The following is a 25,988-nucleotide window of genomic DNA, read 5'->3' as shown; positions in this document are numbered from 1 at the left end:
GGGATCTGTCCGGGGCTCGCGGCAGAGTGGGAGCCTGTACATCCTGAACCGAACGGAGATCTCATGAGCCGCACGATCCAGATCACCTTCGACGCCCACGACCCCGACGTCCTTTCGACGTTCTGGCGTGACGTGCTCGGCTACGTCCACCCCGGCCCGCCCGGAGTGGACCTGGCGCCCGGCGCGGACCCGCTCGCCGCCTGGGACGACTTCCTGGAGAAGGCCGGCGTGCCCGAGGACCAGCGCAACTCGGCCTCCGCCCTCGAGGATCCGGACGGCGTCGGTCCGCGCCTCTACTTCCAGCGCGTGCCCGAGGACAAGGTTGCCAAGAACCGCGTCCACCTCGACGTCCGGACCGCGTCCGACCTGCGCGGCGACGAGCGCATGGCCGCACTGGAGGTCGAGTGTTCGCGCCTCGTCGAGCTCGGCGGCACCCGCCTGAAGCGTTTCGAGCCCGAACCGCCGACGAGCATCGGTTTCATCGTGATGGCCGACCCCGAGGGCAACGAGTTCTGCCTGGACTGAGACCGGCTGCCGGCGGTCCCGGCCGGGCCGGTCTCAGGGATGGGGTCCTGAGCTTCCCGCTCCGGCGCCGTGGTCGCCGATCGCCCGCTGGAGACCGTCGAGGAGCAGGTCGAGCCCGTACTCGAACTCCGCGCCGTAGTCGTAACCGGGCGCCAGGACGTGTTCGGTCGTGAACTCGAGCAGGTGCGGATAGGCCGCCGGATCGAAGAGGTGCATCATCGAGTCCGCGACCTCGGTGACGGTCTCCGGCCCGTTGATCGGCAGCGAGGTCTCCGAGAGTGCGAACCCGTTGATGTAGCTGTCCAGCAGCGCGAAGGCGTGGGCTGTCATCACGACCGAGAAGCCGGCTTCACGCAGGCTCCGGATGACGGCGTTGTGGTGCCGTAGTGTGGCGGGACCGGGCGACGTGCGCGACTGCATCAGTGCCGTCGCCCATGGGTGGCGCCGCAGCACCTCACGCGCGGAGCGGGCTCGCTTGCGGTTCTCGGCCCGCCAGTCGCCGCCCGGCGTGGGCAGTTCTATCTCGCTGAAGACCGAGTCCACGATGCCGTCGAGGATGTCCTCCTTGCCGGCGACGTAGTGATACAGCGACATCGGCTTCACCCCGACGGACTCGGCGAGCGAGCGCATCGTGAGTGCGGCCAGACCAGCCGTATCGGCAACCTCGAGTGCGCCCTGGAGCACACGCTCCCGGCTGAGCGCAACGCGGACTTCGGACCTGGTGCTCGTTTCCTTCGACATGTTGGTGCCCGACCCTAGCACTTTCGTACTTAGTACGATACGGTTCCTTACTAAGTACGAAACGGCGATCCGAAGGGTCACCCCACCACGAGAGGCACCGACATGAGCACCGCCGACCACAGCACACGGGACCAAAGCACGACGCAGCGGGCGCCCAAGATGCGCGCCATCGTGCATCACGAGTACGGCACCGCCGACGTCATGCGGCTCGATCGGGTTCCCCGACCGGGAGCCAAGGGCAACGAGGTCCTCGTGCGAGTCCACGCGGCCGGGCTGGACCGGGGCGTGTGGCACGTCATGACCGGGTTGCCGTACCTCGGCAGGCTCGCGTTCGGGCCTCACCGACCGAAGCAACCCGTGCTCGGGTTCGACCTCGCGGGCACCGTCGTCGAGGTCGGGCCGGCCGTGACCAGGTTCTCCGCGGGCGACGAGGTATACGGGTTCGGGAAGGGAGCGTTCGCCGAGTACGCACTCGCGGGCGAGGACAAGCTGTCCCGCAAGCCCGCCAACCTCTCGTTCGAGCAGGCCGCCGTCGTGCCGGTATCGGCCGTGACCGCTCTGCAGGCTCTGACCGTCGGCCGCCTCGAGCGCGGCCAGACGGTCCTGGTGACCGGCGCATCCGGAGGTGTCGGCAGCTACGCCGTTCAGCTGGCGAAGGCACTCGGAGCCGAGGTCACCGGGGTGTGCAGTGCCGCGAAGGCGGACCTGGTCCGCTCGATCGGCGCCGACCGTGTCCTCGACTACTCCCGCGACGACTTCGCCGACGGCGCGCACCGCTACGACCTCATTATCGACATCGCGGGGAACCCGACGCTGTCCCAGTTGCGCCGGGCCCTCACGCCGCGAGGTACCGCCGTGATCGTCGGCGGAGAGCAGGGCGGCAACTTCTCCGGCGGGATGAACCGGCAGTTCCGTGCACTCCTGTGGTCACTTGTCCTGCGGCAGCGGTTCGCAATGGCCCTCGGCACGGTGCGCAGTGCTGGCCTCGAGCACCTCACCGACCTCATCGAGGCCGGCTCCGTCTCGCCGAGCCTGGAGGCGACCTACCCGCTCGAACGAGCCCCGGAGGCCATGCGCCGGTTCGAGCAGGGCCTGGTGCGGGGCAAGGTCGCGATCACTCTCTGAGCACGTCCAGCACGTCCAGCACGTCCAGCACGACGGCCGTTCCGCCCGGGACCGCCGACAGGCACGGACCAGAAGGACACCGTCATGATCGAGGCACACGACCTCACCAAGCGCTACGGCGACAAGTCCGCCGTCGACCACATCAGTTTCACCATCGCCCCCGGAACCGTCACCGGCTTCCTCGGCCCGAACGGGGCCGGCAAGTCGACCACGATGCGCATGATCGTCGGCCTGGACCGTCCCACGGCGGGCAGCGTGACCGTCAACGGCAAGCCCTACGCGCAGCACAGCTGGCCACTGCGCGAGGTGGGGGCGCTGCTGGACGCGAAGGCCGTGCACCCAGGCCGCAGCGCCCGGTCACATCTGCGGACCATGGCCGCCACCCACGGCATCTCGATCAAGCGCGTGGACGAGGTGATCGAGATGACCGGCCTGGCCGGGGTCGCGGGCAAACGGGTTGGCGGCTTCTCCCTGGGAATGGGCCAGCGCCTCGGCATCGCGTCGGCGATGCTCGGCGATCCGGGCACCCTGATCCTCGACGAACCGGTCAACGGCCTCGACCCCGACGGCGTCACGTGGGTCCGCCACCTCGTGCGTAGTCTGGCGGCGGAGGGTCGCACCGTGTTCCTGTCCTCCCATCTGATGAGCGAGATGGCGCAGACGGCGGACCAGCTGCTGGTCATCGGCCGCGGCAGGATCCTCACGGCCGGCCCCGTCCAGCAGGTCATCGACTCCGTCACCGGCACGACGGTCCGCGTCCGTTCCCCCCACGCAACCGAGCTCGCCGACCTCGTTCGCGCCGAGGGCGTCACCATCACCTCCGGCGAGGCCGGATCCCTCGAACTGCAGGGCATCACCGTCGAACAGGTCGGTGGGACTGCGGCTGCCCATGGCATCGTCCTGCACGAACTGTGTCTCCAGCGCGCCAGCCTCGAGGACGCGTACATGAACCTGACCAGGGATGCGGTCGAGTACCGCTCCGAACCCAGCCCCGCCCTCGCAAGCTAGGAGCACGAGACCGATGAGCACCCTCACCCTGCCCAGCACCGCCGTCGCCCACCATGCGGAACGAAGCCACGAACGCGCCCGATGGTCCTTCCCCGGCATCATCTGGGCGGAGTGCATCAAGTTGCTCTCCCTCCGCTCGACCTGGTGGTTCATGGCGCTCGCGGTGGTCCTCATGACGCTGTTCGCACTCGGCTCGGCGATGTCGCTGGACCTCACGGCGGCAACGGCCGAGTCCGCCGGCATGCTCGCCGTCATCCACGGTGCCGAGCTCATCTCATCCGGATACCCGATGGGGATGATCATGATCGCCGTCCTGGGGTCGCTCCTCATCACCGGCGAGTACTCGACCGGCATGATCCGGTCCACGTTCGCCGCCGTGCCGACGCGCGTACCCGTGCTCGCGGCCAAGGCGATCGTCCTCGTGGTGCTCACCGTCGCCGTGAGCGCGGTGAGCCTCGCCGCGTCGTCCGCCGTGACGTTCTCCGTCCTCAGCGACCTGGACCTGCTCCCCGCCCTGACCGACGCCCAGACCTGGCAGGTGTTCGGAGGGACCACGTTCTTCCTCGTCGCGGCCGCGCTGTTCGCCCTCGGCGTGGGTACGCTGCTGCGCTCGACCGCCGGCGCCGTGACGGTGTCCCTGACCGTGCTGCTGCTGCTCCCGGGCCTCCTGCAGCTGATCCGACTCGACTGGGTCCAGAGCCTGATCGATCACCTCCCGATGCCGGCGGCGACCGCGTTCCTCGCAACCAGCGGGGCGCTCGGTAGCAACGACACGCTCGAGCCGTGGCAGGGCGTACTCGTTGTCGCGGGTTACGCCGTCGTCCCGCTCGTAGCCGCCGCGTTGACGCTGCGTCGCCGCGACGCGTAGCAGCCCAGAGGCTCGGGCAGACGCGGGACGTCGCGGGCGGGCCTTCTGGACGCCACCGTCGACGACGATCGGTACCCGGGCTCAGGCATCCTCGACCGGCGCGTCCTCGCGGGGGCAGGGCGCCCGACGGCGACGCAACTCAGCGATGAGCTGGTCCTGCTGGCGCAGCAACTGGCGCAGTCCTTCCGGTCCGCTGCCGTCGTCGAAGTGACCGGTCATGCGGATCTGGTCCTCCGTCCGGGCGAGCTGAGCGATCAGCTCCCGCACACTCAAGGCCCCTCCGCCCACGTCGGCCTCCGGGGCCTCGTCGAACGAGTCTGCTGAAGGTACGTCCGTCCATGGTGTGGTCATCCCCGCTTCCTCCCGTTCTCATCGGTGGACTCCCGGTCCTCGCGTTCCTGTTGGCGCAGTTGATGGTGAAGGTCCTGGTTCTCGTCCTGCAGGTGCAGCACCATGGCGATTCCGGCGAGGTTCAGTCCGGCCTCGAGCAACTCGTCGATTCGCCGCAACCGGTACAGGTCGTCCTCGCTGTAGCGGCGTGTGCCACCCGCGGTTCGCTCGGGGTCGAGCAGTTCCTGTGACTCGTACCAGCGCAGCCGCTGGACACTCATACCCACCAGGTCGGCGGCCACGGATATCCCGTAGACGCCCCTCGCGGGGTCCAACGGCCTCATCGCCGGCCCCGACTGCGGACCCCGAGGACGTAGTGGTGGCTGCCACGCGTATCGCACTCGTGAACCTGTCGGATGCCGCAGCCGGCCGAGACCCTTGTCACGATCACGGGGCCGACCTCCTCTCGTCGGGTTGGCGCTGACCGACGCTGGGCAACGGCCGCGTGCGGGCGACGTGGACCGAGCCGTCAGGCACGAGCAACCATCTTCGATTCACCTCTTGCACCAGTATGCCGTCGGTGCTATACAAAATCTACCACCGCCACAGGAGGTCTGTGGCGAACCGATCCACAAGAAGGAGTGATTGGAGATGGCTCAACTGTTGATGCGCACCGATCCGTTCCGGGACCTGGACCGGCTGACACAGCACCTGTTCCGCGGCGACGGCACCCTGGCTCCCACGGCGATGCCGATGGATGCCTGGCGCGAGGGCGACACCTTCGTGGTTGAGTTCGACCTTCCCGGACTGAGCGCTGACGCGATCGAGCTGGATGTCGAGCGCAACGTGGTCACAGTCAGCGCTCAACGGCCGGTGCGGGAGAACACCGAGGACATGATCGCTGCCGAACGGGCCCGGGGCACGTTCAGCCGTCAGTTGGTGCTGGGGGACAACCTCGACACCGAGAGCATCGATGCTGCCTATGACGCCGGTGTGCTGACCCTGCGGATCCCGGTGGCCGAGCAAGCCAAGCCCCGCAAGATCGAGATCGCGAGCAAGGATCAGGACCGGCAGGTCATCACCTCCTGAGTCGCCGGAGCCCGTCGTGTTCGAAGACCGAAGAAGAGGTGGCCAACCCACGCGGAGCACCGATGAGCAGTTTCTGGCTCTGGTGCTCTGCGACGAGCAACTGGTGCGTGCGGAGTTCGAGGCGATCATCGAAGCCTCGTCGGACGGTCCGCCCTCGAACTCCGTGACCGCCGCCGTCGCGGACCGGTGGCCCGACCGGTCCTGGTCCGATCCCACCCGGGCGGGGCTGCCGCCCATTGGACCGCCCGGCGGTGGCGGCTCGGCTCGCCAACGCTCGCCGCCGGGCACCACACCCGCTCGACCGCATGGAACCTCGGGCGCATGGAACGGCGCATGGAACACAGTGAAGGAGGCGAGATCGCGGGCCGGCGGCAGCCATCCTCAACCACGTGGTCCCGGCCAACGCCGGGACCACGACCTCGGTACGGATCCGAACCCCCGTTTGCGACTCCACGACCTATGAACGAACCCAACCACTACGCCGTCCTGGGCCTTCCCCCGCAAGCGACCCAGGCTGACATCGGCCGCGCCTATCGCGCGCTGCTTCGGCTGCATCACCCCGACACTCGCTCTGACGGTGGCGCCTCCCAGGGGGAGCGTTCCGACGCGGCGTTGCAAGCGGTGTTCCGTGCCTACGCGGTTCTCGGCGATCCTGCCCGTCGCACCGACTACGACCGTGAGGTGGACTTGCTCTCGCGGCGCGCACGTGCGTCGCGGCCAGCCGTCCGCAGGATCGCCTGGCCCGTCCAGCCGCCGATAGTTGCGGGGCCCGTCCACTGGTCGCCATAGCCGCGCACCAGATGGTGATGGCGATGGTCCTGAGGCACCACCGTCACCGAAGTCCGGTCTCAGTCTGCGAGATCGGCGGTCAGGGCTGAGAGGTGCGCGACCTGCTCGGCTGTGAGATTGATATCGGTCGCTGACGCGTTTGCCTGCAGTTCCTCAGGCGTCTCGGCGCCGACGATCACCGAGGCCACCGTCGGTTGCGCCAGCAGCCAGGCGAGCGAGAGGTGCTGCATCTGCATGCCCCAGTCGTCGGCGAGGTCGGCGAGCGCGCGAGCGACGGCGACCTCTCGGTCGTCGAACCGCGACCCGCCGTAGCGTTCGTCACCCGCGACGGGCCGCTCGAGCACGGCCAGATCGGCGAGCAGACCGCCGTGGAGCGGCGCGAACGGGACGATGGATAGTCCGAACTTCTGGCAGGCGCTCGTCAGTTCGCGCTCAGCCTTGCGGTGCAGCAGGCTGTACTGCACCTGCGCGGCAACGGGAGCGGAGGCGAGCCGACGGTCGTCGGCGATCCAGAGCGCCTGCGTGACCTGCCACGCCGCGTGGTTCGACAGCGCGACCGAGCGGATCTTGCCCTGCTGGATCAGCGTGTCGTAGGCGGCCAGCGTCTCCTCCAGCGGCGTACTCGGGTCCGGGAAGTGCGCGTAGTACAGGTCGATCCGATCGGTCTGCAGACGACGCAGGCTCTGCTCGACCTGCTGGGCGATGTATCGACGTGACAATCCAGCGGTTGCGTCGAAGCGCCGCTCACCGGACTTGCTGGCGAGCACCACGTCATCGCGGTGACCGACGAGCGCACGCCCCAGGATCTCTTCGGCCGATTCCCGCTCCCCCGCCGGTGGTAACCCCGGTCGGTCGAACGTCGGCGTCGAGCCGTAGACGTCAGCCGTGTCGAAGAAGTCGATGCCCAGGTCCAAGGCAGCACCGACCATCGCACCGGCGGAGGTCGCGTCGGGAGCGACCCCGAAGGTCGCGCTGCCCAGGCAGATCCTCGATACCCGGATGCCCGACGTCCCCAGCACCGACCGTTCCATCGTCGCCTCCTCGCTCCGCCTTGGGCGGGCCTCGTCAAGGCTGTCGCCGGCCCGCTTGATCGTCTTCGGGAATGCTAACCGATCGGTTACAGTTGGGCAATGAGAAGGAGGCACTGATGATCGAGACCCCTCGCCCAGCGACTCGCGGGCCGTATCGCACCGGGATCGAACGCCGGGCACAGCTCGTCGCGATCGCGATCGAGGTGTTCGGGCAGCGCGGTTTCGCAGGCAGCTCGCTGCGCACGCTCGCCGAGCGCGCCGACGTCTCGCACGCGACACTCATTCGCCATTTCGGCACGAAGGAGGGGCTGCTGATCGCGGTGCTCCAGGAGTGGGAGCGGCAGTCGGCCGAGCATGACCTGGCCGACGTCAGTGGACTCGCCTACCTGCGCCGATTGCCCGACATCATGGCAGGGCACCGCCGCAACCGAGGTCTGCTCGAGCTCTTCACCACGATCACCGCCGAGGCATCGAATCCCGAGCACCGCGCGCACGCCTACGTCGTGCAGCGCTACGAGACGAACCTTCGAACGTTCGCCCGCCACCTGCAGGCAGCAGTGGATGCCGGCGACGTCGGCGCGCTGTCACCGGCGCAGGTCGCGCTCGAGGCGCGGTTGCTGACGGCGGCGCTTGACGGCATCGGGTTGCAATGGTTGCTCGATCCGAACGTGGACATGGCGCTCGCCACCAGGACCTACCTCGAGCGAGCGATCGCGTCCTGGCGGCGGGTCGCCCGACCGACGGCCTGAACTTGACTCACTCCACCCACGACGAGAGGAAGTGCTCATGCGAGCAGCTCTGATGTATGGCGCCGGCGACGTCCGCGTCGCCAATGTCCCCGACCCAACCATCCAGGAGCCCACCGACGCGATCATCCGCGTCACCTACGCGTGCGTCTGCGGCTCGGACCTGCACCCGTACCACGATCTCGAGGACACCCCGGATGGTCGCCCCATGGGTCACGAGGCCATCGGCGTGATCGAGGAGATCGGCAGCGAGATCAATCGACTCGCCGTCGGACAGACGGTGATCGTGCCGTTCGCGTTCTCCGACAACACCTGCTCGTTCTGCCGCGAGGGCATCACCACTTCGTGCAAGCATGGCGGATTCTTCGATGGGCTCGAGACCGGAGCGACCCAGGCCGAGCGACTGCGCGTCCCGCAGGCCGACGGCACCGCCGTCGTCATCCCCGAAGGCACGGATGAGTCGCTCATGCCTTCGCTGCTCACGCTCTCCGACGTCTACCTCACCGGCTACCACGCAGCAGTCCGCGGAGGCGTCGGGGCCGGCACTAGCGTCGCGGTTGTCGGTGACGGAGCCGTCGGGCTCTCGGCCGTGCTGGCCGCGAAGCAGCTCGGCGCCGAGACCATCATCCTCATGGGACGCCACGAGTCGCGCACCGATCTCGGTCGTGCGTTCGGCGCCACCGACGTCGTTGCCGAGCGTGGCGAGGAGGGCATCGCGAGGGTGCTCGGGCTGACGGATGGCGAAGGTGTGCACGTCGTGCTGGAGGCGGTCGGCCACATGCCCGCCTACGAACAGTCGTACGGCATCGTCCGCCCGGGCGGAACCATCTCGCGCGTCGGCGTGCCGCAGTATGACAACGCCGCAGTGGGATTCGCCTCACTGTTCGGCAAGAACGTCACGCTCACCGGTGGCCCCGCGACCGTGCGCGCCTACCTCGAGGCAGCGATCCCGCAGGTGCTCGACGGCACCATCGACCCCGGTCGCGTCTTCGACCGAGCGCTCCCGCTCGACGAGATCGCCGAGGCCTACCGCCTCATGGATTCGCGCGAAGCCCTCAAGGTCCTCATCCGGCCATGACCCGCATCCTCATCACCGGCTCCGCCGACGGCATCGGCCGCGAGACTGCGCAGACGCTGCTCGACCAGTCCCACGACGTCGTGCTGCACGCTCGGACTCGTGGCCGTGCATCGGCCGTCGGACTCGATGGCCTGGGCAGCGATGTCGTGGTCGGCGATCTCGCCGATGCCGACCAGGTCCACGACATCGCGAACCAGCTACGACAACTCGCGCCGGTCGACGTCGTGATCCACAACGCCGGAGTCATCGAGGGGCCGTCGCTGCTGGCCGTCAACGTCGTCGCGCCCTACCTGCTCACCACCGACCTGCCGACACCGAGCAGATGGATCGCACTGAGCAGCAGCATGCATCGTGGCGGCAGGACCACGGTCGACGGGCTCGACTGGAGCACCAGCACGGGAACGAGCTACTCCGACACCAAGCTGCTCGTCACCACCCTCGCGGCAGCAATCGCCCGCCGATGGGACGACGTGATCGTATCCGCCGTCGACCCTGGCTGGGTGCGGTCCCGCATGGGAGGAGCATCGGCGCCTGTCTCCATTAAGCAGGGAGCAACCACCCAGACGTGGCTCGCCGTCAGCGACAGCCCTGAAGCGACCATGAGCGGGCGCTACTGGCGCGACCGCCGAACCGAGGCTCCGCATCCGGCGACCCATGACTCGCACCTGCAACAGGCACTGCTGACCGCCCTCGAGCAGCACACCGGTTCGGCCCTACCCGGATAGCGAGTGCCGCCCTCCGGCGATCCCTCGTCGGCGCAACCCTAGTTCGCTGCGGGAACCGGGGCTTCGCGGCGGAGCGGGGAGTCTCATCCGCAACGCTCTGACCTGCGGCCGTGGTGGCAATGCCTGTGTCGATCGGCAGCTCGGTTGTGACGGTGTCGCAAGTTCAACCGGTCGCGAGTACGGGGCCAGTCGGTACCGCACTCCGATAGTCGCCCGATCACCCGAACGGGTGATCGCGAACCATCCTGGGGGAGGTGTCTGCATGGGCTCGGACCGCGATGATCGAGCCATGAGCGATGGCGGCGGGGGCGGGGAGGTTTCGCGGACCAGCATGCAGCCCGGCGCTCACCGTTGGCTCGCCGCTCTGGCCGACTCGGCGCCCAGGTGGCTGGCGCGGGCGTGGGTGTGGCTGTCTGCGGACCCGATCCGGGTCCTGGGCTGGGTGGTGGTCGGGGTCGCCCTGGTGGCGACGGCGACGTGGGCGTATACCGACACGATCGCGCCGTGCGCCTATGGCACGTTCGGCTGGGCGTGCGCGGTGGACCCGGTGGTCCCTGACAGTCCGATCTCGATCGAGTCGACGTTGATCGCCCGGCTCGACGCAGCCTTCATCGCGCAGGCGGGCCAGGTCTGGGCGGTCGGGGGTATCGCACTGGGGGTGCTCGCCATCCTGGCCGCTGCTTGAGGCAGGAGCCTGTCGATCCTGCTGGCGGCGCTGCCCATCCTGAGCGCGATCGTGTTCGGGAGCCTGATGTGGACCTCAATCGTCGCCCTGGTGGCGGTAACGTGGGTCCTGGCGCCACGGGCTACCGCGGCGTCGACCGTGGCTGGGGGCCTCGCGGTCGTGGTCGTATGGGTTCTGCTGCCGGACTCCAGGTTGTTCTACCGGGACGGCTCGGGGCATGTCGACGAGCTCACGAACCTGTGGTTCCTGACGGCGATTGTCGTGATCGGCTGGGTGGGCATTCTCGCGGTCGACGCCGGTTGGCGTGCGGCCGTCCGAATGCGGGAAGCGCGGGCGCTCAGGAGCCACGCGGTCCGGGTTGAGACCCGCGCGAGCGAGCGGGCCAGGCTCGCCCGCGATCTGCACGACGTCGTGGCGCAGCGAGGAGGTTGAGGGCTTGGTGGACGATGCGCAGGCGGCCCGCCCTGCTGCTCGAGCCCGGCGGTCCCGACGTGATGGCGTGACGATAGTCGGGGGATCCTGGGCATGAAGGCACGGACCCGGCCGCGCCGCTCCTAAGTTATGCCCTGCATGCGACATTCGACCAGCGGTCGGTTGCGGGCGCGTCATGCACATGGTCTGGAGGCGATACCGCGGGCTGGCTAGGGTTACCGCCATGGCAGCCTTGCGAACTCTCTTCATCGGCGGCAATGGCACGATCAGCGCGGCGTCGAGCCGACTGGCGATCGAACGGGGCCACGACCTCACGCTCCTGAACCGGGGCGTCTCGGCGGCGTCGGACGCTCCGGACGCTCGGACCCCGATCGAGGGCGCCCGATCGCTGGTCGGAGATGCCGGGGATCCGGACTCGATCCTGGCCGCCGTCGCCGGCCAGGAGTGGGACGTAGTGGTGAACTTCCGCTCGTTCTCGCCCGAGCAGGCGGCGGCCGATGTCGAGATCTTCGACGGCGTCGTGGGCCAGTACGTCTACATCTCCTCGGCATCGGCCTACGCCAAGCCGGTGGAGCGACTGCCGATCACCGAGTCGACGCCGTTGAAGAACCCGTTCTGGCAGTACTCGCGGAACAAGATCGCCAGCGAGGACGTGCTGGTGCGGGCCTGGCGCGAGCGCGACTTCCCGGCAACGATCGTGCGACCCAGCCACACCTACGACGAGCGCAGCATCCCGATCCCAGGACGCTGGACAGCGATCGACCGGCTGCGCCGCGGAGCGCCGGTCCCAGTGATCGGCGACGGCACCTCGCTGTGGACGCTGACCCACACGCGCGACTTCGCCGTCGCGTTCGTCGGGCTGCTCGGCGACCGCCGCGCGGTCGGGGACACCTTCCACATCACCTCCGACGAGGCGCTCACCTGGGCCCAGATCACGCGCATCCTGGCCCGTGCCGCCGGCGCGGCCGAGCCGGACCTCGTCCCGATCCCGGGACGGGCCATCGGGGCAGAGCTGCCGGACGAGCTCGACGGGCTGGTCGGGGACAAGGTGCACTCGGTGGTCTTCGACAACAGCAAGGTCAAGGCGCTGGTGCCCGATTACACGGCCGCCACCCGGTACTGGCAGGGCGCCGCGGAGGTCCTGGCCTGGTACGACGCCGACGAGCGCCGCCGCGTGGTCGAGCCCGACGTCGACGCCGCCCTGGACCGGCTCGTCACCCGCTTCGGGTCGTAGCCGTGGGCGGGAGCCACGCCATTGCGGGCGCTGCGGGCGCAGCGAGGGTGGGCGCATCGTCGTCAGCGCCCGATCGCGCGCCTGAATCGTCCTCGCCTACACCGCTCTGGACTCGCGCGAACAACCGCGACCTGCGGTGTCTGTCACGGCCGACCAGAGACTCGCAGGACCCGGCTGAGCCCCGGCTGATCGGGATCGTCCATGATGTCCACGCCATCTAGCCGCGAGCTGATCACGTGCGCGAACTCGCCGGGATGGCGGAAGTTGACTCGAGTGTGGGGCGACCTCGAGGAGCGCGACCGTCGTGTCGTTCAGGACCATGCGGCCGACCTCACGGACTCGGCTCGGCGTCGGCATGAGCGGGTCCATGCTTCCGAGGACGGTGCGCGCCGGCACAGGTGATTTGATCAGCCTCTCGAGCGACGGGTAGCGCGTCATCCCGCCAAAGAGCGTGAACGCGTTCACCACGCGGAACCGCAGGTAGTCGGGCACGGCGACTCGCGCCATCGCGGGGTTCTCCCTGACCGCATCCACGGCGAGCTGGCCGGCGGCGCGAGACAGTGGCTGGTTCTGGGCGCCGCCAGCAGGCGAGACCAGGACCATCCGGTCGACCCGATCCGGTGCCGCGTGCGCGACGTCGAGGATCACAGGACACCCCATCGAGTTGCCGACGAGCACCACCTTGTCCAGCTCGAGCCGGTCGAGGATCTCCAGCAGCGCGTTCCCCAGCGCCGGGATGCCGAGCGTGTAGGACCAGTCCTCGCGCTTCCCGTAGCCGGGCAGGTCCGGGACCACCCGGCGCTCGGGGAGTGACGCGCCGGCAGGCTATGCGGACCTGCCGGCGTCGCCTCACGCGGTGATGTCCCGACCGTGAGCCGTGAGGGCCCAGATGACGAACACGTCGAGCGCGATGATGATGAGGCTCCAGACTGGGTAGTACGGCAGCCATGCAAAGTTCACGATCACACTCAGTGCGGCGACGATGACGCCGATCGTGCGCGCCCAGACCGCGCCGCGGAAGATGAAGAAGCCCGCGAACCCGACGAGGATGCCGAGTAGCAGATGGGTCCAGCCCCAGGTCGTGACGTCGAACTGGAACACGTACTCCTGCCCGACGACGTAGAACGTGTCGTTGAAGAGGGCGACAAGTCCTTGGATGGCGTGCAGGACGCCGACGATGATCATCACCGTACCTGCGAAGACGGTGAAGCCGACGGCCGTGCCGCTCGGGTTCTCGCTCATCTGGATCAAGTCCTCTCGGGCTGAACGTGTGGCTGGATGCCTGCCCGACGCTACGGAGTGCACCGTACGCGTTTCATCACGCAGTGCGCGTGAACCGCATCAGGACAGCATCTGTCGGACCGCCGGTTCGGCACCCCGGAACCCCCGCTTCACGCAGTCTTGGTGACGACTTGGCCCGGCGCCACCGACACAGTGGCACCGTGACGTCCATCGAGCCGCCGCCTCCGAACCGTTCGCCCGCGATCGGGGATCGGCGCCCGCGCGCCGAGGATCGGCTGCCCATCGCCATGACTCGGCGGTAGCCGGCTCGTCATCACCCGGCCGGACGTCGGCAGGATCGCAAGACGCAGGCCCGACGGGCTCCGCGCCTCTACCCAGAAGGAGAACATCATGTCCGAGGAAGAGTTCAGCGACACCCCGGTCCTCGACCTGCTCGCGGCGATGACAGCGGACTCGCTCGATGCCGCCGGTGCCCTCGACATCGGCACGCTCATGCTCGTCCGTCTCGCCGCGTTGGTCGCGGTCGATGCCCCCGGCTTCTCCTATGCGGCCAACCTGGCCGTGGCGGGCGAGGTGGGGCTCGACGCCGAGCAGGTCCGCGGGGTGCTCGCCGCGATCGCACCCATCGTCGGCACCGCACGCATCGTGTCGGCGACGTCGGAGATCGTCTCGGCTCTGGCCGTCGCCATCGAGATCGCAGAGCTCGAGGCCGAGGCCGAGGCTGAGACCGAGACCGAGGACACCCTGTAGGTCCGCGTAGGACTGCCCGTCGTCGACGACCGGTGAGTGGCCGCCTTCACGCGCACCGCGTGATGGCTGCTCACCGCTCGGCGAGCAGTCTCGAGACGGGCGGTGGACGGTTCAGTCCTCGGATCGTCTCCGCACCCGCCGGACTGATGTCGAGCCGGGCGAGCGCGCGATGCGCGGCCGCCGACGAGCGAGGTGACTGACCGAGGTGAGCACAACCCAGACGATTGAGCACCCCACGGCCGAAGCGCGACAGGCGCGAACGCGAGACAGCCTGCAGGCGCTCTCCAAGCTTGCTGAGCATGTGGACGACACTCTGTACCTACTGATCGGTTCTCACGCGTCTGGTGTCGTACGCCCACATCGCGACCTCGACGCGATTGCGGGCGCCGAGCTTGGTCATCAACGATGCGACGTGGGTCTTGACCGTGCTCAGGCCGACGAAGAGCTCAGTGGCGATCTCGGCGTTGGTCCGGCCCCGTGCCACCAGCGCGAGCACCTCCTCCTCGCGCGCGGTGAGCGGGTCGATGGGCTGGACCGGTACCACCGGCGCCCGGTCGGCGAAGGTCGCCAGCAGCCGTCGGGTGACGTTGGGGGCGATCAGCGCGTCCCCGTCGGCTGCGGCGTGGATGGCCCGCACGAGGAGCTCCGGCCCGGCGTCCTTGAGTAGGAAGCCGCGGGCGCCGGCGCGTAGGGCGCCAAGGACGTACTCATCGAGGTCGAAGGTCGTGATCACGACGACCGCCATCGGGTCCGTCACGCCCGGCCCGGCCAGGCGCCGCGTCACCTCGACGCCGTCGAGCAAGGGCATCCGGATGTCGACGAGGAGGACATCGGGACGCAGCCGGGTCGCCAGGTCGAGCGCTGCGAGCCCGTCCGCTGCCTCACCCACGACCTCGAGGTCGGGTTGCGCGCCGAGGATCATCACCAGTCCGGTCCGGACCAAGTCCTGGTCGTCGGCTACGACAACACGGATGCTCATGCCAGCACCTCCACCGGCAGTACGGCCTCGACCACCCAGCCGCCCTCGGGCCCCGGCCCCGCGGAGAGCGATCCGCCGAGGATCTGAGCGCGTTCGGCCATGCCCAGCAGACCAAACCCAGGCTGCGAGGCTGGCCCCGGCTCGATGTGTCCATCGTCGCTGACACGCAGCCTGACGGCGTTGCCCTCCCGGCGTACGTCGATCCCGACGCGGGTCGCGCTGCGGGCGTGCCGTATGGCGTTGGTCAGCGACTCCTGCGCGAGCCTGTAGAGCGCGGCGTCCACGGGTCGTGCCAGCCCGGTCAACGAACCGTCCAGCGAGACCTCGACGGTGGGCGTCGTGTCGGCGCGCGCCAGAGCAGGCAGGTCCGCGACACCCAGCTGCGGTGAGTAGGCAACGGCTTCCTCCTCACGCAGCAACCGCACCATGGATCTCATCTCCGCCAGGGTTCGTGACGCTTCAGACTCGATGGCGGCCAGTACCTCGGCAGCCTTCTCGGGATGGGTGCCGGCTACCACGCCACCAGCCTGCGCCTGCACCGCGATGGCCGAGACGTGGTGGGCCACGGTGTCGTGCAGCTCGCGCGCCAGCGCCACCCGCTCCTGATTGCGGATCTCGCGCTGCTGGCGATGCACGAGGTCCGCGCGATAGCGGAACACCGCGGCGAGGGCGACGAACAACATCAAGAGGACGCTCCCGCCGAGAACGTCGACCCAGACCGCGGAGGAGGCGTACATCCCCAGCGCGACGACGACCGTCACGAACACCGTCCCCAAGACCATCTCCCGTCCCGAGCCCCACCGCACCAGGGAGTAGAGCAGGATCAGGACGGCCATCATGGAGTAGAGGCCGAGGTCCTCGGCGTTCGCAGTCAGCTGGAGGACCGAGAGCAGCCCGGCGACGCCCCACCCGACCAGGGCGGCCATCAGGGGGCGCCGACGCCGCCAGAGCAGGGTAGGCATCAGCGCAAGGGCGAGCACCGTCACAAGGGGTCGCCAGGCCAAGCCCGGCCGGACGAGGCCCTCGACCAAGGCGGCGGCCGCGAGGACGCCAACCAGCAGCCAGTCGAGACGGCCGATGGGCGGGGCGCCAGCGGGCCGCGGCTCATGCCAGATGGAGCGCCGGACAGTGACCACGACTCCAGCCTAGGGATCGGCACGCTTTCGCGTACCGACCGAAAGAACGAGACAGAGATCCTGCCATCGGCCAGGCGAACTGCGGCCTCCGGGCCGATGAGCCCGCCGCCGGGCTCCCGGATCGTGGATCTTCCCGATCCTCACCACGACAACGGAGCCCATCATGAGCACACGTCAACCCACCCTCACACTGGCGGACCAGCCCATCCCGGTGAGAGCGAAGCTCGCCGCAGCGTGGACGAGCCTGATGTTCCTGTACGCCTACGTGGACATCCTCAACTTCTTCACCCCGGGCGTCGTCGACGACATCCTCGACGGCAGGGTCTTCGAGTTCGACCTCTCCCAGACCTTCTCGACGGCGGCGCTGACCCTCATGGCCATCCCCAGCCTCATGGTCGTGCTGTCGATGACGCTGCCCGCCAGGGTGAACCGCATCGCGAACCTCACCGTGGCCGCGCTCTTCGTCCCCGTCACGGTGTTCAACGTGGCGGGCGAGTCCTGGCTGTTCTTCTACGGCCTCGGCGTCGTGCTCGAAGTGGTCCTTCTCGCCCTCATCCTGCGGTACGCCTGGACTTGGCCCCGCACCGCACCTTCGGCGAGAATGGTGACCGGCCCGGACCGTGAGACCGTTCGCGCTCCGCACCAAGCGTGAACCCCGAGAGCAGTCACAGTGCGTCCCCTGCGTGGAGCGCCCGACTATCCTTTCCGGGCGATCGTTGGACCAGCTCCGCCTACCCTTGGGTGATGGCGCAGAACGACGATCTCATCGCGGTAGCTCAGGCCAAACTCAATCCGCATCGCGTGGGCGATCGCCTCTTCGGGGACGTCGCCGCTGCGCTCGAAACGACTACCAGCGCGATCCATGCAGGTGTGTGCATCGACACCGGTTCCGGGACTGGCTTCTGCGCCGAGCACGCCGCTATCGCTTCGATGGTCACAAGCGGTGAGCACGCAATCGCACGTATCGTCGCCGTGTGGCGGGACGCGCAAGGGCGTCTAACCGTCCTCGCCCCTTGCGGCCGTTGCCGCGGGTTCATCAGGCAGATTGATCCGTCAAATATCGAGACAACGGTCCTTCTCAGCCACGGCAGGACGGCACCGCTTCGCGATCTGCTCCCGGAATGGGAGTGGCCCGAGCCGGAGCCGCCCTTCCTTTCCCAGTGACGACACGTCGCCCGAGCCGATAACGATCACGTGCACGCCGTGCTCGGTGCGATCACAGTTCGAGACCCGGCTCCACGGAACTGATGACCTTCTGCCTCTCCCGCGCGTACTCGATCTCGCGGCGTGTCGCTGCTCCGACGTAGCCGCCTTCGCTCACCACTCGAACCTCGTCGGCCAGGTCGATCCGCCTCAGGTGCAACTCGCCTAGAGCCTTGCGCATGGAAGGAGTCGGTTCATCGCCGATCGCTTCCGGAGCGAGCACGATCACGCCTCGTGAGGTCAGTCGTTGCCGCTCTGACTCGAAGAGCTGCTGGAAGCGCAGCGAGCCGCACAGGCACACCACCGTCGGTCGATCGACGACGTCCACCTGTTTACCTCCTTGCGGCGACAGGTCCAACGGTAGGGATGCTCACATGCCCCGCACCAGGGCAACGTCCGGAATCGGTCGTCCCCGAGCCCGGGCGCGGGCTGTCTGGGGCGCACTCCAGCACCTCGGGCCACCACTCGTTGGCCGCATGATTCAACGAAAGAACCCCGATTCTCAGAGGGAACCGGGGCTTCGCGGCGGAGACGGTGGGATTTGAACCCACGGACGGGTTGCCCCGTCACATCCTTAGCAGGGATGCGCACTAGACCAGACTATGCGACGTCTCCTAGACAACAGGGGACAGCGTACCCGCCCGGCGCGGCCTCGGCCAAAACGACGAGACGGTCCGGCCCGACCGTAGGATCGCCGGGTGGCCGGCCCGCAGCTCTCCCCCTACGAGTCCGTGCTCGGCGCCCGGATCAAGGAACTGCATCCTCGACTCCAGCAGTACTTCGCGACCATTCCACCCGGCCACGTCGGCACCGGTGCGGGCGTGTTCACCCATGCCGGGACACCGCGTCGATGGCTCTGGCCGCTGATCTGGCTGGTGGAGGGCCGCCACGTCGTGTTCGCCGGCTGGGCCCGTGACGTGACCTTCCGGATCCGCAACCGGACTGTCGACGGCCGAGCTGTGGCAACCCGGGAGTTCGACCTGCCGGGCCGGACCTTCACCATGACCGACGATGTGGCCCGCTCCCCCGGCGGCGGCGTGGTGGATCGGCTCGGGCTCCCGGCGACCGTCGCGGCCGCCTTCGATGTCACGACCGCCGACGGCGCCCTGGTCCTGACCAGCCGCACGGTCGGGTTCCGGTTCGGCCGGCTCCAGGTCCGGATCCCCCGTCCGATCGCTCCGACGATCCGGCTGCGTGAGAGTTACGACACCGACCGGGACCAGCAGTGCGTCGACCTGACGGTGGACCTACCCCTGCTGGGCCGCGTGTACGGCTACGGCGGGCACTTCACCTACCACATCGAGGCGGACCGGCCCTGACGGAGCCGCAGGGCCGGCTCGGTGGATCTGGCGGAGGGTAAGGGATTCTCCACGATACGTCTCTGACCTGCGCAGATGCGAAATCCGCAGCGACAGTCCTATTGTGGTCCTAACCCTGCATCTTAGGAATCGGCGCCTCGTCCGACGCTCGCGTTAGGAAGCGGCGCCTCGTCCGACGCTCGCGCATCGTACGAGCCTGACGCTCTCACGCCATGCACAACCGTACCTGTTTCGCCCGATCCGATCGGCATCCTCGCCATCCTCGAGGGCATCGGCCTTACCTAGGGCCGTCGACGGCACGGTCCGCCCAGGGCAAAGACGGTAGGCTACGAGCCGCTTGAACGACAGAGTTTGCGACCGCACCCGCTTGGTACTGAACCACGACGACACTCCCTGCGGGCGGCGGGGCTGGGTGGCACGCCCTTCTCCTGGGGCTATGAAGGCATCGAGCGGCCCCTAGCACCCCTCCTTGGGAACAGACCAGCCACCAAGGTCCTGGCCCCTAGATAGCCCGCCAGGTCCCCAGGGTTGGTTGGTATTCGGGCTAACCGGAACGACGAGCGCGTCCCCGCCGGCTTCGGCGGCGTGCAGCCACGAACAGGTACGCCGCTTCACGTCGCCTGCTGGCCCTCGCCCCCAGGTAGGGCGCCACGCCAGCAAGAAGTCCAAGAGAGCCCGCAGCGATAGCCGGAATGCCACCTGTGACGGTGCCGATCAGTAGGCTGGCAGTACCCAGCCCGCCCGGCAGGGCGGCTTGCCACAGTCGATCCGACGCAGCAAACTTCTCCAACTTGTGCGAAGAGGCCTCCAGTTGATGCGCCAGGTCCGTCAACGCGTCGGTCTGTTCTCCTGGGGCTCGAGCCGTGGTCAGAGAAGCGCGCACCTGGCGACGCAGATCTTCGACCGCTTCTTCGTTCTGAAGCACCTTCACGAGGTCGGGCCCAGAGAGCGACGGGAGCTGAGGAACATCCGCCCACAACGCCGCCTGGGCGGCCACGAGCTCGTGATCGCTCCTACGCCGGGAGAGGAGGCGAGCCTCAAACAAGGACGCCGCGACGTACTCGGCGCCATAGACGTCAGAGGTGACGGCCCGCTCGTTCGTGCGCTGAACGTAGTAGCCAACGGCGGAGTCCGACACCTGTTTGATCCACGGGGCGTAGTCAAAGTTCGGGTCGTATGGCTGGAGCATCCTCGACTCGAATCGGCCGTCACCGTTCTTGACCGACTCCGGATCAATGTGAGCGTGGAACCAGAACTTCTCGGCGTCCTTTGAGAAGTCGTCGGCGGCTCGGACGAGGAGAGCCTCTCTCGCGGTAGGACCTTCCAGGATGAGTTGCTGGCGGACCCACGAAACGAGGGCCGGATTGTTAAGGTCGGCGTCCGTGAGCTTGACGACGGCCGAGCCACCGACCGCCATGGCCACACCCATCGGGACCGGAATGACCACTCCCATCGCAACGAGTTCGCTGACGACGAGGTGCTGTTCGGCGGCTCGTCGAAGTGCCCGATTGCTGGCCCGCCGAACGAGGGACTGGAAGACATGGTCTGGCATGGCTATGTGATCCGCCAGCAGGAGGGTCCTGCCCAGGAACACCGCTGGATCGAGTTCTTCGTTCCAAAGGACGGAGGGCTTCGGCGTCGCTGCCGCTAGTGCGCTGACTGTCCGGAGCGATTCAGCGGCCAAGTGGAAGATGGCCTGCTTGATGGCATCGCTGGGGTCCTGGTCATCTTCCGGAAGCGCAGCAAGTCGGCGCATGACTTCGACGCGGAGCCGCCCGAGCACCGTTGGCGCCAACGGCGGGTCCGCCGAACTCGCACTCCTGACCAGCTCAGTGTCCCAGTTGGTGTACTCGACGGCCCTAGACCTTGGCGCACCGGTCGGCATCGTGATGGGTGCTCCACCTTTGTCAATCGTAAGCGCACCGTTGGCGATGGTCACCGTCGGGCTCACGTACGTACCGCCGACCGGGTCTGGCGGCACCGGCGCACCGGGCGCTGACGCGGGTCGGTGGTCACCGTGGCAGTACTTGTACTTGTCTCCTGATCCACACCAACAGCGCTCGTTGCGGCCCAACTTGGACAACGGATCCACGTCACACACTCCTCAGCTACTGCGCCATCATGCCTGACGAATCCGGACGTGCTAGGGAGGTCGCAGTCCCTTCGGGCTCGCGGCACTAGCTGGAGCGCGGCGACTACCCGACTGTCTGGGCGTTCTCCAGACCAAGCTTGCCCTGGAGGAGGGTACGCATCCGGTCCACAGCGCCGGGCTCATCGACCCATCCCTCGACTTCGAAGTGGGCGATGCGAAGCGTGGGTGCCCAACCGTGCGCTGGCGGCAGGAGGTCAGCCAGCATGTCCCGGAATGCCCGCTGAAGATGCCTGCCATAGTCCTGAGGGAACAGCGGCGGCTTCGCTTTGCCCCACCCGCCACCTCGCAACTTGGTGGGGGTCATGCACCGCTCGCGCCACACGGCGCTGTCGAAGGCGAGGAGCATTCCGGGTGGGTAGTGCTCCAGCGTCAGAGCACGATGCACGTTGAAGTGTTGTGCCTCGTCCACCTCGACCACTCGCCGCGATCCGTCCGGGTGCCCGACGACGGCATCGAGTGATCTCCTCTCCCTTGATGGCATGAACTCGGGCAACTCCAGTCCCGTCAATTTCCGGTACACGCTGCACACTGTGTCCCAGAGGTCCCCGCACTCTGCTCGTCCGGGGCGCCGGAGCCAGTCAGGGCACTGCTCCCGGGTGATGGGCAAAGCAAGTGCCTGATCCGCCAGGTCGAGCACTCGGTTCTGAACCTCGCGGGCCATCCGGAAACCTTCCTGCCGCCGTTCGGGCGACGCCACGACAGTTTGGGACCAGTCCGACACTCCACCTGTAGGAGTTCGTTCAGGAACCTCAAGACTTAAGGACGAACTACGGAACGGTCCGATACGGACAGCGCGCTACCGAGGCAAACCTCCCTGCCAGTGCTTGTCGTGATCCTTCCGGACCTTATTGATCTCACCCAGCGCCACGGTGAGAGATTGCGCTGCTGGTACCTCGTCATCGTGGGACCCAGAGTTGAGGGTGTTCTTCCAGGAGTTCCATCGGCCTGGCTCGTCTGGCCCTTGCACATGCGGAAGGATCTCCGGGATCAACTGCCCGAGCATCGCCTTGCCCAGCGATGCCACCGTGGTCGGGTTGCCGTTCGCGGTCCGCGCTGCAGCCATGATCTGCTTTCCCAGCCGCTCGGCCGAATCACGGAGCGCTGAGGTTGCGGCCTTCCGACCCTCCAAAGTCTGACTCTGGAGGTGCCCCCGGGCTTCAATCAGCTTGCGACCCACGAAGTCGTCCTCGTTGGTGACCAAGGTGCCCTCGACCGCAGAGTGCAGTGCAAGGCGATAGTGCAACAGACCTCGGTACTGGTGGCGGCCCACGACCTCCCCCTCCACCTTCGGATCGTGCGTTAGCAAGATGACCTGAACGCCCTCGTCCAACAACCTTGTGATCGTATAGGCGGCGAAGGTCACCTGGTGGTCCGGGTCATATCCCGGCAGCGGATCATCGAGGACCACGACCGGGCTCTTGAGCAACCGTTGCCGCGCCAAGAACGCGGCGAGGCCGAGGGCATTGAGTTGGCTGTCGCTGAACACCCCGACCGCATCGCGCACTTGCGGTGATGATTCGCTGGACACGGCCAATTCTGCGGTGAGGTTTACGTACCGGCGACCCGAGGCCCGTCGTCCGACTCCACCGAACCGGACCAACTCGTCTGGGCGCAGGGTGGCCCACCACCTGTCGATCTCGGAGCCCATCTTCTCGAAGCGGTCGTCGAGCAGCGCCCGCTCGGCGGCGTCTATCATGCGTCCGACAGCATCTATCCGTCGCTTGGCCCCCTTGCGCTGGGCTTCGAGGCACTGCTCATGATGCAGTTCCTCTCGATGCTCCAGGAGGTCGAGTATCTCCCTTGTGCCGGACGGGAGGGCGGCAGACTGCAGCCTCTCGCCAAGTTCCTCGTGCAAACCGTCGACCAAGGCCTTGAGCGCTTGGGCCTCCTTCTGCACCTCGGCGATGCACCCGTTCACCTGCTTGAGCAGCGGCGACACCCCGTCCTGAACCGGCGCGCGCTCGGCGACTGATCGTGAACCTGCGTCGATCAAGTCCTTCAACTGTGCCCGGATCTGCCTCAACCGCTGCCGTGAGGCCCCTGCCCTCATGATCATGCCGCGAGCTGAGTCCTCTGAATTGAGCGCGGGGACGTCAACCTCAGCTCCCTCATTGAGCGCCTCCCTATGCGCCGAGGTCTCGGCCCATTCCGGCTCACCCCAGTCTCCCGCCGAGGGCAGGACAGCGTTGAGTCCGATCCCGACCCTGTCCACCGATTGGAGTGCGAGCTGCAGTTCACTCGCCACAGTCCTGGCCGCCTCTTGCATCCCGCCTGACGCGGCGAGCTGTTCTCGGAGTTCCGCAATCCTCACGGTGGAAAGAGTGCCGTCATTGCAGACGGGGCACCGCGTTGGCTCCGTGAGTGTTCCCAAGTGCGAGTGCTTGAGAACGGCATCGAAGATCGGTGTGAGCCGCGCCACTTCATCGTCAACGGCGCCAAGCCGCTCGCCGTAAGTGGTGATGGCGTCCCCGAGGCGCGTAGGGTCAACGTCCGCCGGGATCTCCGCCAGATTCGGGGCAAGGGCGCCCATCGGGAACACCTTCTCCTCAGCCTTGGCCTTGGTGGCCCGCAGGTCCGCCGTGACCGCCTCTGCATCCTTGCTTACGACGGAGGGACTCAGCGCGTTCGCGGCCGCGATGAGGTGTTTAGTCAGCATCGGCTGGTTGGACGCTCTCGCCGCCTGGCTGATCGCACTAGCCGCCGTTCCGTTGCCCTGGATCGAGTTGTGGAGGGCTGACAGCATGGCGACCCAAGGAAGAGTCGGGAGATCCGCCATCCTCTCCTTCGCTCGCTTGACGGCCTCTCCTACGGCATCCAGATCCGTCAACTCGAGTAGCGCGCGGAAGTAGGCTGCTCGCTTCTGCGGTTCCGTCGACAAGACGTAGCGCAGGTTGTGCTGCAACAGGACGGGCGCAGCCAGCGGCGGTTCGCCGAACGGGATTCCGAGAGAGTCCATGTCGGCGTCCTGACCGTCGATGAGGACCGTGCTCGCACAGTCCGCGGATCCCGAGTAATCAGTGGTCAAGGTACGACGAACCGTGCGGGTCACACCGTCGGGACCCCTCACCGCGGCCTCGACCCATATGTCATTGTCGCCCAACGGCAGATGCACGTTGGCGAGCATCCGCTCGTACTCCACCTTCGCGCCACCGAAGAGATCACGCCGACTGATGCACCCCGTGAAGAGGAACTCCAAGGCCTCGGCTGTGGCCGTCTTTCCTTGGCTGTTGTCGCCCCTGACAACGGTGACCGGCGAATCCAGTTCAATCTCACGAGTCTCGGTCCCATAGGAGCGGAAGCCCCGGATTCGAAGTCGCACGATGCGCGGTGGCAGCTCGGGCACGCTCTCAGTTGTTCCCATGGGGCACCTCCAGCCAACGGTCGACCAATGCCCCGACATTGGCCGTCACCTCAGTGAAGGACTGGCCCTTCGCCACCTCTCCGAGGAACTCGCGCGCATCAGCTGCCGTGTCATCGACTGGTAGGTGCGCGCGAAGGTCATTGAGGTTCGGAATCAACTCGCTCATGTCATCACTCCATCCCTCAGAGATCGTATGGAGTGGATCGGACCGACGTGCCCGGAACGGGTCGACCGTGCGGGCAAATACTGCGCTGGTCTTTCGGACACAGATGACGCCTCGCTGAACTCACGCGAGCGTCGCAGTGGAGGGCGGCGGCTTGGGGTCCACGCCCAGGCGCCGATCGCACTCCACGGCGGTTCCGGTAGCGAGAGGGTGAGAGCGGACGGCGCCGCGAACTGGGCAAGGGGGCACTCCCACGCGACCTTGCCGATCCGCTCGGGACACTTCGCGGGCGCCGCCAAGGATGCGGAACTGGTTCGCTCACGAAGTCCAGCCGTGGAGACTTGGTGGCGGATCTGCTGTCAGACCCAGCCAGCCGCTGGATGTCCCTGCCGACGAGTCAGAATCTCCAGACCCGTCTGATAGCAACGAGAATCACGGTTCATGCAAGGGCCGGGAACGTCGTGGAGACGGTAGGAGTCGCACCCGCAGTGCGCTGACCTGCTGCGATGTAGCCCCTTAGCGCGGCCGCGTCAGCGGGGTGACAAGATCTCCCACCGCAGGCATGCCTTCCGATGCGAGAGCCGCGCCGCCACGATCGCGTCGTTCAGGTGGCTGTCCGCTCACACGCCAACGTGAGCCGGTAGGTTGTGGCCCGTGAGCGCGACAGTCCGCAGCGGTGATCTCGACCGTGACGCGCTCGCCGTCTTGCTCCAGCAGGACTCGATTGCCGTCGATACGGAGACGAGCGGCCTTGACTGGCGTGCCGATCGCCTGCTCCTCGTCCAGATCTACTCTGAACCGACCGGCGCCCTCCTTGTCCGCTTGGGGGACGAGACGCCACCCAGGCTTTGCCAGTTGCTTGAGAACGAGCACGTAACGAAAGTGTTCCACTTCGCACCGTTCGACCTACGCTTCCTCATGGCGCAATTGCCCGCGAGGGTGGACCCCGTGGCGTGCACGAAGGCGGCGTCCAAGTTGCTCGATCCGACGCGTTCACCCAGCGCGTACAGTCTGCAGTCGCTGTTACAACGGGAGTTGGGCGTCAAGATCAACAAGGGTGCCGTTCGAATCAGCGACTGGGGTTCCGCCGAACTGAGCGCCGAGCAAGTCCAGTACGCCGCCGACGACGTCACGCACCTACTCCAGCTCCACGAGCAGCTCGAACGAGAACTCCGCACCATCGGACGCTATGACCTGTACCGCGAGGTCTGCCGCTACCTACCCGTCGACGCGACGCTCAGGACTCAGGGCTTCCCCGATCCACTCGAGTACTGAAC

31 protein-coding genes and 1 tRNA gene are annotated in these 25,988 nt (G+C 67.4%); 17 read left to right on the top strand and 15 right to left on the bottom strand.

Going from position 1 to position 25,988, the window contains the following annotated elements:
* Positions 1-63: 63 nt before the first annotated feature.
* Entirely contained in the window at positions 64-525 is a 462-nt protein-coding gene (locus HALOF300_RS12080) for a VOC family protein (RefSeq protein WP_156741191.1), read from the top strand.
* A gap of 33 nt (positions 526-558) precedes the next feature.
* Here HALOF300_RS12080 and HALOF300_RS12075 read toward each other — a convergent pair whose 3' ends face one another.
* Complete coding sequence (locus HALOF300_RS12075) at positions 559-1,266, bottom strand: TetR/AcrR family transcriptional regulator (RefSeq protein ID WP_156741190.1); 708 nt, start codon at positions 1,264-1,266, stop codon at positions 559-561.
* Between the two features lie 102 nt (positions 1,267-1,368).
* Here HALOF300_RS12075 and HALOF300_RS12070 point away from each other — a divergent pair, with 102 nt between their 5' ends.
* The 3 genes from HALOF300_RS12070 to HALOF300_RS12060 all read left to right on the top strand — a co-directional run bounded on the left by HALOF300_RS12070 (position 1,369) and on the right by HALOF300_RS12060 (position 4,267).
* Positions 1,369-2,391 carry an NAD(P)-dependent alcohol dehydrogenase gene (locus tag HALOF300_RS12070; protein WP_231955283.1) on the top strand — a complete coding sequence of 341 codons (1,023 nt, stop codon included), beginning with the start codon at positions 1,369-1,371 and terminating at the stop codon, positions 2,389-2,391.
* An 84-nt stretch (positions 2,392-2,475) separates the two neighbouring features.
* The gene (locus HALOF300_RS12065; RefSeq protein WP_156741189.1) at positions 2,476-3,399 is read left to right on the top strand and encodes an ABC transporter ATP-binding protein; all 924 of its coding nucleotides are present in this window, start codon (positions 2,476-2,478) and stop codon (positions 3,397-3,399) included.
* A gap of 13 nt (positions 3,400-3,412) precedes the next feature.
* Positions 3,413-4,267, top strand: a complete 855-nt coding sequence (locus HALOF300_RS12060) for an ABC transporter permease subunit (protein WP_156741188.1) — start codon at positions 3,413-3,415, stop codon at positions 4,265-4,267.
* Positions 4,268-4,348: 81 nt separating this feature from the next.
* On the opposite strand, the gene HALOF300_RS12055 is transcribed toward HALOF300_RS12060, so the two are convergent.
* Positions 4,349-4,618: a hypothetical protein gene (locus HALOF300_RS12055; protein WP_156741187.1), complete on the bottom strand. Its 270-nt coding sequence runs from the start codon at positions 4,616-4,618 to the stop codon at positions 4,349-4,351.
* Complete coding sequence (locus tag HALOF300_RS12050; protein ID WP_156741186.1) at positions 4,615-4,941, bottom strand: MerR family transcriptional regulator; 327 nt, start codon at positions 4,939-4,941, stop codon at positions 4,615-4,617. The genes HALOF300_RS12055 and HALOF300_RS12050 overlap by 4 nt, the downstream gene beginning before the upstream one ends.
* Before the next feature lie 316 nt (positions 4,942-5,257).
* Between HALOF300_RS12050 and HALOF300_RS12045 the strand changes: the two genes are divergently transcribed.
* Both HALOF300_RS12045 and HALOF300_RS27730 read left to right on the top strand, forming a co-directional pair.
* Positions 5,258-5,686, top strand: coding sequence for an Hsp20/alpha crystallin family protein (locus HALOF300_RS12045; protein WP_154796536.1), 429 nt, complete (start codon positions 5,258-5,260; stop codon positions 5,684-5,686).
* 321 nt (positions 5,687-6,007) lie between these two features.
* Positions 6,008-6,475, top strand: a complete 468-nt coding sequence (locus HALOF300_RS27730) for a J domain-containing protein (protein ID WP_156741185.1) — start codon at positions 6,008-6,010, stop codon at positions 6,473-6,475.
* A 59-nt stretch (positions 6,476-6,534) separates the two neighbouring features.
* Here HALOF300_RS27730 and HALOF300_RS12035 read toward each other — a convergent pair whose 3' ends face one another.
* Complete coding sequence (locus tag HALOF300_RS12035; RefSeq protein ID WP_156741184.1) at positions 6,535-7,506, bottom strand: aldo/keto reductase; 972 nt, start codon at positions 7,504-7,506, stop codon at positions 6,535-6,537.
* Positions 7,507-7,622: 116 nt separating this feature from the next.
* Here HALOF300_RS12035 and HALOF300_RS12030 point away from each other — a divergent pair, with 116 nt between their 5' ends.
* The 6 genes from HALOF300_RS12030 to HALOF300_RS12005 all read left to right on the top strand — a co-directional run bounded on the left by HALOF300_RS12030 (position 7,623) and on the right by HALOF300_RS12005 (position 12,406).
* Positions 7,623-8,255 carry a TetR/AcrR family transcriptional regulator gene (locus HALOF300_RS12030; protein WP_156741183.1) on the top strand — a complete coding sequence of 211 codons (633 nt, stop codon included), beginning with the start codon at positions 7,623-7,625 and terminating at the stop codon, positions 8,253-8,255.
* A gap of 37 nt (positions 8,256-8,292) precedes the next feature.
* A complete protein-coding gene (locus HALOF300_RS12025; protein WP_197522508.1) occupies positions 8,293-9,330 on the top strand; it encodes a zinc-binding dehydrogenase in 1,038 nt (345 codons plus the stop codon).
* Positions 9,327-10,055 carry an SDR family NAD(P)-dependent oxidoreductase gene (locus tag HALOF300_RS12020; protein ID WP_156741182.1) on the top strand — a complete coding sequence of 243 codons (729 nt, stop codon included), beginning with the start codon at positions 9,327-9,329 and terminating at the stop codon, positions 10,053-10,055. The genes HALOF300_RS12025 and HALOF300_RS12020 overlap by 4 nt, the downstream gene beginning before the upstream one ends.
* A 289-nt stretch (positions 10,056-10,344) precedes the next feature.
* A complete protein-coding gene (locus tag HALOF300_RS12015; protein WP_156741181.1) occupies positions 10,345-10,740 on the top strand; it encodes a hypothetical protein in 396 nt (131 codons plus the stop codon).
* A 66-nt stretch (positions 10,741-10,806) separates the two neighbouring features.
* On the top strand, positions 10,807-11,172 hold the full coding sequence (locus tag HALOF300_RS12010) for a sensor histidine kinase (protein WP_156741180.1): 366 nt from the start codon (positions 10,807-10,809) through the stop codon (positions 11,170-11,172).
* A 223-nt stretch (positions 11,173-11,395) separates the two neighbouring features.
* A complete protein-coding gene (locus HALOF300_RS12005; RefSeq protein WP_156741179.1) occupies positions 11,396-12,406 on the top strand; it encodes an NAD-dependent epimerase/dehydratase family protein in 1,011 nt (336 codons plus the stop codon).
* Between the two features lie 96 nt (positions 12,407-12,502).
* Here HALOF300_RS12005 and HALOF300_RS12000 read toward each other — a convergent pair whose 3' ends face one another.
* Together HALOF300_RS12000 and HALOF300_RS11995 are read right to left on the bottom strand one after the other, a co-directional pair.
* On the bottom strand, positions 12,503-13,201 hold the full coding sequence (locus HALOF300_RS12000; RefSeq protein ID WP_231955282.1) for an alpha/beta fold hydrolase: 699 nt from the start codon (positions 13,199-13,201) through the stop codon (positions 12,503-12,505).
* 54 nt (positions 13,202-13,255) lie between these two features.
* Entirely contained in the window at positions 13,256-13,648 is a 393-nt protein-coding gene (locus HALOF300_RS11995) for a DUF7144 family membrane protein (protein WP_156741178.1), read from the bottom strand.
* Between the two features lie 390 nt (positions 13,649-14,038).
* On the opposite strand from HALOF300_RS11995, the gene HALOF300_RS11990 reads away from it, so the two are divergent.
* A complete protein-coding gene (locus tag HALOF300_RS11990; RefSeq protein WP_156741177.1) occupies positions 14,039-14,398 on the top strand; it encodes a carboxymuconolactone decarboxylase in 360 nt (119 codons plus the stop codon).
* 70 nt (positions 14,399-14,468) lie between these two features.
* Here the strand turns inward: HALOF300_RS11990 and HALOF300_RS11985 are convergent, their stop codons facing one another.
* The 3 genes from HALOF300_RS11985 to HALOF300_RS11975 are packed head-to-tail and all read right to left on the bottom strand — an operon-like array spanning position 14,469 to position 16,513.
* Complete coding sequence (locus HALOF300_RS11985; protein WP_156741176.1) at positions 14,469-14,699, bottom strand: hypothetical protein; 231 nt, start codon at positions 14,697-14,699, stop codon at positions 14,469-14,471.
* Between the two features lie 18 nt (positions 14,700-14,717).
* Positions 14,718-15,377 (bottom strand): response regulator, encoded by a 660-nt coding sequence (locus tag HALOF300_RS11980; protein WP_156741175.1) that lies wholly within the window; start codon positions 15,375-15,377, stop codon positions 14,718-14,720.
* Positions 15,374-16,513: a sensor histidine kinase gene (locus tag HALOF300_RS11975; protein ID WP_156741174.1), complete on the bottom strand. Its 1,140-nt coding sequence runs from the start codon at positions 16,511-16,513 to the stop codon at positions 15,374-15,376. Before HALOF300_RS11975 ends, HALOF300_RS11980 begins: the two co-directional genes overlap by 4 nt.
* A 163-nt stretch (positions 16,514-16,676) precedes the next feature.
* Here HALOF300_RS11975 and HALOF300_RS11970 point away from each other — a divergent pair, with 163 nt between their 5' ends.
* A complete protein-coding gene (locus HALOF300_RS11970; RefSeq protein ID WP_156741173.1) occupies positions 16,677-17,165 on the top strand; it encodes a DUF6326 family protein in 489 nt (162 codons plus the stop codon).
* Between the two features lie 92 nt (positions 17,166-17,257).
* Complete coding sequence (locus HALOF300_RS11965) at positions 17,258-17,677, top strand: cytidine deaminase family protein (protein WP_156741172.1); 420 nt, start codon at positions 17,258-17,260, stop codon at positions 17,675-17,677.
* A 52-nt stretch (positions 17,678-17,729) separates the two neighbouring features.
* Here the strand turns inward: HALOF300_RS11965 and HALOF300_RS11960 are convergent, their stop codons facing one another.
* Both HALOF300_RS11960 and HALOF300_RS11955 read right to left on the bottom strand, forming a co-directional pair.
* On the bottom strand, positions 17,730-18,044 hold the full coding sequence (locus HALOF300_RS11960) for a hypothetical protein (RefSeq protein WP_156741171.1): 315 nt from the start codon (positions 18,042-18,044) through the stop codon (positions 17,730-17,732).
* Positions 18,045-18,242: 198 nt separating this feature from the next.
* Positions 18,243-18,331 (bottom strand) — tRNA-Ser (locus HALOF300_RS11955).
* A gap of 83 nt (positions 18,332-18,414) precedes the next feature.
* On the opposite strand from HALOF300_RS11955, the gene HALOF300_RS11950 reads away from it, so the two are divergent.
* Positions 18,415-19,035, top strand: a complete 621-nt coding sequence (locus HALOF300_RS11950; RefSeq protein WP_156741170.1) for a DUF4166 domain-containing protein — start codon at positions 18,415-18,417, stop codon at positions 19,033-19,035.
* A 544-nt stretch (positions 19,036-19,579) separates the two neighbouring features.
* Here HALOF300_RS11950 and HALOF300_RS11945 read toward each other — a convergent pair.
* From HALOF300_RS11945 to HALOF300_RS11930, 4 genes are all read right to left on the bottom strand, one after another.
* A complete protein-coding gene (locus HALOF300_RS11945; RefSeq protein WP_197522507.1) occupies positions 19,580-21,127 on the bottom strand; it encodes an SEC-C domain-containing protein in 1,548 nt (515 codons plus the stop codon).
* Positions 21,128-21,230: 103 nt separating this feature from the next.
* Positions 21,231-21,848 (bottom strand): hypothetical protein, encoded by a 618-nt coding sequence (locus tag HALOF300_RS11940; protein ID WP_156741168.1) that lies wholly within the window; start codon positions 21,846-21,848, stop codon positions 21,231-21,233.
* A 135-nt stretch (positions 21,849-21,983) separates the two neighbouring features.
* A complete protein-coding gene (locus HALOF300_RS11935; protein ID WP_197522506.1) occupies positions 21,984-24,548 on the bottom strand; it encodes an AAA family ATPase in 2,565 nt (854 codons plus the stop codon).
* Positions 24,535-24,714, bottom strand: coding sequence for a hypothetical protein (locus HALOF300_RS11930; RefSeq protein ID WP_156741166.1), 180 nt, complete (start codon positions 24,712-24,714; stop codon positions 24,535-24,537). Before HALOF300_RS11930 ends, HALOF300_RS11935 begins: the two co-directional genes overlap by 14 nt.
* Positions 24,715-25,365: 651 nt before the next feature.
* Here HALOF300_RS11930 and HALOF300_RS11925 point away from each other — a divergent pair.
* Positions 25,366-25,986: a ribonuclease D gene (locus HALOF300_RS11925; RefSeq protein WP_197522505.1), complete on the top strand. Its 621-nt coding sequence runs from the start codon at positions 25,366-25,368 to the stop codon at positions 25,984-25,986.
* Positions 25,987-25,988 lie beyond the last annotated feature (2 nt).

The organism is Occultella aeris (assembly GCF_902703175.1).
GTDB lineage: Bacteria > Actinomycetota > Actinomycetes > Actinomycetales > Beutenbergiaceae > Occultella > Occultella aeris.
Note: the sequence above shows the minus strand (reverse complement) of the source record. Positions and strands in the feature narration are given on the sequence as shown.